This is a genomic window from Janibacter sp. CFPM2_SD2, from assembly GCF_057364645.1.
The window spans coordinates 1-3,011 of sequence record NZ_JBNFOF010000274.1; the positions used below are offsets into that span (position 1 = coordinate 1).

Sequence of the window (3,011 nt, forward strand, 5' to 3'; positions counted from 1 at the left end):
CGCGTTCGGCGGCCTCGGGCGAGCGACTCCTCGAGCTGCTCGCCGTGGTCGCCGCGGGCCTGGTCGTCGCGATCGGCTGGCCCTCGCTCGTCGGGTCTCGCACCCCCGTCGGCACGACCGCCGTCCTCGCCGTGACCTCGCTCGCCCTCGGTGCCGCCCTGGTGCTGCAGGACGAGGAGCCCTACCTCGAGCACGTGCCCGCGGCGATGGCCCTGGGCATCATCGCCATGTGCCTGCACCCGCTGCTGCAGGCGCCGGCCCGGGTGCAGCTGGCCCGCTCGATGGCCGGCACCTCCCTCGGCATCCTGCTCATCGGCGGTGGGGGGCTGCTCACGAGCACCGTCTACGCCGACAACCACGGGCCGGTCGTCATCGTCGGCATCGGTCTGGCCGTCGCCGCCCTCGTCGACCTCGTCCTCGAGCGTCCGGCGACGAGCGCGTGGATGATCCCGGCCGCGATGGGTGTCGGCGGGCTCGCCGGTCTGGTCGCGCACCTCGTGCTCTCGGGGTCGCTGTCGGCGTGGTCGGCGCTGCTCGGGGTCATCGGTGCGGGCACCGCGGTCGCGCTGCGCCGCGCGCTGTCGCAGCAGCGGGCGATCGACACCGTGGCCGGTGCGCTCGCCGCCGGCGCGGCCTCCCGTGCTCGTCGCCGGGCCGCTCGTGCACCTCGTCGCCCGCCTGCCCCTGGCCTGACCGCCGGCGCGCTCCCGGCCCGGCGTCCGCCCTACGATGGGCGGGTGTTCACCCTCGACCCCACGATCCACCCGGACATCGCCCCCCTCGCCTGGCTCGTCGGCCGCTGGGAGGGAGCCGGTGTCGTCGGCTACCCGACGATCGAGTCGGCCAACTTCGGCCAGGAGCTCGTCGTCACCCATGACGAGCGGCCCTTCCTGCGCTGGGAGAGCACGACCTGGATCCTCGACGACGCCGGCAACAAGGTCCGCCCCTCCGGCACCGAGCTCGGCTTCTGGCGTGCCGGTGGCGAAGGGGAGGCGGAGCTCCTCCTCGCCCACCCCACGGGCATCGTCGAGATGTACTACGGCACCGTCGAGCCGGGCCGGATCGAGCTGCAGACCGACGGCATCATCCGCAGCCCGCAGGCCAAGGAGTACTCGTCGGCCAAGCGCATGTACGGCCTCGTGAAGTCCAACCTCATGTGGGTCATGGACATGACGGCCGCCGGTCAGCCGATGAGCAGCCACGTCTCCGCGGAGCTCAAGCGCGTCGACGGCTGACCGCCCCCGCCGCGCGCCCCAGGGTTGAGCAGGGTTGGCGGCCCGGAACTTCGCAAAACCCTAGGGTTTTGCAGGGTTGGCGGCCCGGAACTTCGCAAAACCTTAGGGTTTTGCAGGGTCCAGGGGGGTGCGAAGGGGGCGGGGTCGGGTCACTCCTCGTAGCCCGCCATGTCGTCGGTGCGCAGGGCATCGCTCAGCCGGGACATGCCCTGCTCGTCGAGGATGTCGATCGACCCGCCGTCGGGCGCGGTGCCGTAGCCGCTGAAGGGCGCGGTGACGAAGTGGATGTTGCCGCCGCGCACGCCGCGCAGCTTGATCGCCTCGCTGCGGATCTTGCCCGTCGTCAGCGAGTTGTCGACGATCGTGTTCTTGGTGCCGGCCTCGATGACGTTGCCGAGACGGCTGGGGTTGAGCAGCACGCCGGGGGTGAGGGTCTTCGTCATGATCCCCTTGAGCCAGGCCTGCTGACGCTGACCGCGGGAGATGTCGCCCTCGGCGAGGGTCTTGCGCTCGCGGACGTACTCCAGCGCCTGCTCGCCGTCGAGGTCGTGGGTACCCGCGGGGTACTTGGGGCTCGCCTGGGCGTTGTTGACCTGCACGCCCCCGAGCGCGTCGGTGAGCTGCTTGAAGCCCTCGAAATCGGTCTTGGCGACGTGGTCGACCTTGACGCCGACGAGGTCCTGGATGGTCTGCACGAGCAGCGGCGACTGGCCGAAGGCGTAGGCGGCGTTGATCTTGTTCTTGCCGTGCCCGGGAATCGGCACGTAGAGGTCACGGGGGAAGTGGATGATCCACACGTCGCCGTGGTCCTCGTCGACGTGGACGAGCTGGATGACGTCGGCCCGGCTGGCGGTCTCGCCCGGCCGGGCGTCGGAGCCGATGAGCAGGTAGTTGGTCCCTGCGTCGGTCACGAGCTGCTCGCCATCGCGCCACTCGGTCTGGTTCTGTGCCTCCCCGAGGAGGTCGTCGTGCGCGAGGTTGCGGTCGACCTTGCTGCTGATGAACCACGCGTACCCGCCGATGCCGATCACGAGGAGCAGCAGGAAGGCGAGGACGGAGACGGCGAGCCGTCGCCCCCACCCCATGCGGCGGCGGCCTGAGCGGCGAGTCGTGGTCTCGCCAGCGGTGTCGTCGTCGAACTCCTCGAGCATGCGGTCATCGTACGGGGCGAGTTCGGCAGCCGGCTGGGAGACGTAGATTGGGCTGCATGAGTGCCTCGCCCCTGCTGCAGACCGCCGGTGCCGTGCCCGGCGACGGGATCGACTCCGGGGTCGCCGCGCACTACGGCGACCCGCTGCGCGAGCAGCGGTTGCTCGCGGAGGGGCTCGGGGTCGTCGACCTCTCGCACCGCGGGGTCGTCACGGTCACCGGCCCCGACCGGCTGTCGTGGCTGCACTCCCTCACCTCGCAGCAGCTCGTCGACCTGCCGCCGCGCACCTCGGCCGAGTCGCTCGTCCTCTCGCCCAAGGGGCACGTCGAGCACGCCCTGCACGTCGTCGACGATGGCGAGACGACCTGGTTGACCGTCGAGCCGGGCACGGCGCCCGCGCTCGCGGCGTGGCTCGACTCCATGCGCTTCATGCTGCGGGTCGAGGTGGCCGACGTCAGCGACGACTACGCGGTGCTCGGCGAGAGCGTCGACCGCGAGGGCGCGGAGGGCGAGCCGCCGACCTGGCTCGACCCGTGGCCGCGCGTCGTCGGCGACACCGCACCTACGGTCCCCCGGCCGAGGAGCACCCGGCTCGCGACCGACGCTGCGCGAGGTCATCGTCGACG

Annotated in this window: 3 protein-coding genes; 2 read left to right on the plus strand and 1 reads right to left on the minus strand. The window is 71.6% G+C overall.

The genetic code is table 11. The features are described from left to right. On the plus strand, positions 1-1,235 hold a 1,235-nt coding region (locus AC2W7J_RS17140), incomplete at its 5' end, for a heme-binding beta-barrel domain-containing protein (RefSeq protein WP_485983890.1). A 149-nt stretch (positions 1,236-1,384) separates the two neighbouring features. On the opposite strand, the gene AC2W7J_RS17145 is transcribed toward AC2W7J_RS17140, so the two are convergent. After that, positions 1,385-2,386, minus strand: a complete 1,002-nt coding sequence (locus AC2W7J_RS17145; RefSeq protein ID WP_427801755.1) for an LCP family protein — start codon at positions 2,384-2,386, stop codon at positions 1,385-1,387. Positions 2,387-2,442: 56 nt separating this feature from the next. Here AC2W7J_RS17145 and AC2W7J_RS17150 point away from each other — a divergent pair. Continuing rightward, positions 2,443-3,011: YgfZ/GcvT domain-containing protein (locus AC2W7J_RS17150; protein ID WP_485983892.1), on the plus strand; the 569-nt coding region annotated here is incomplete at its 3' end.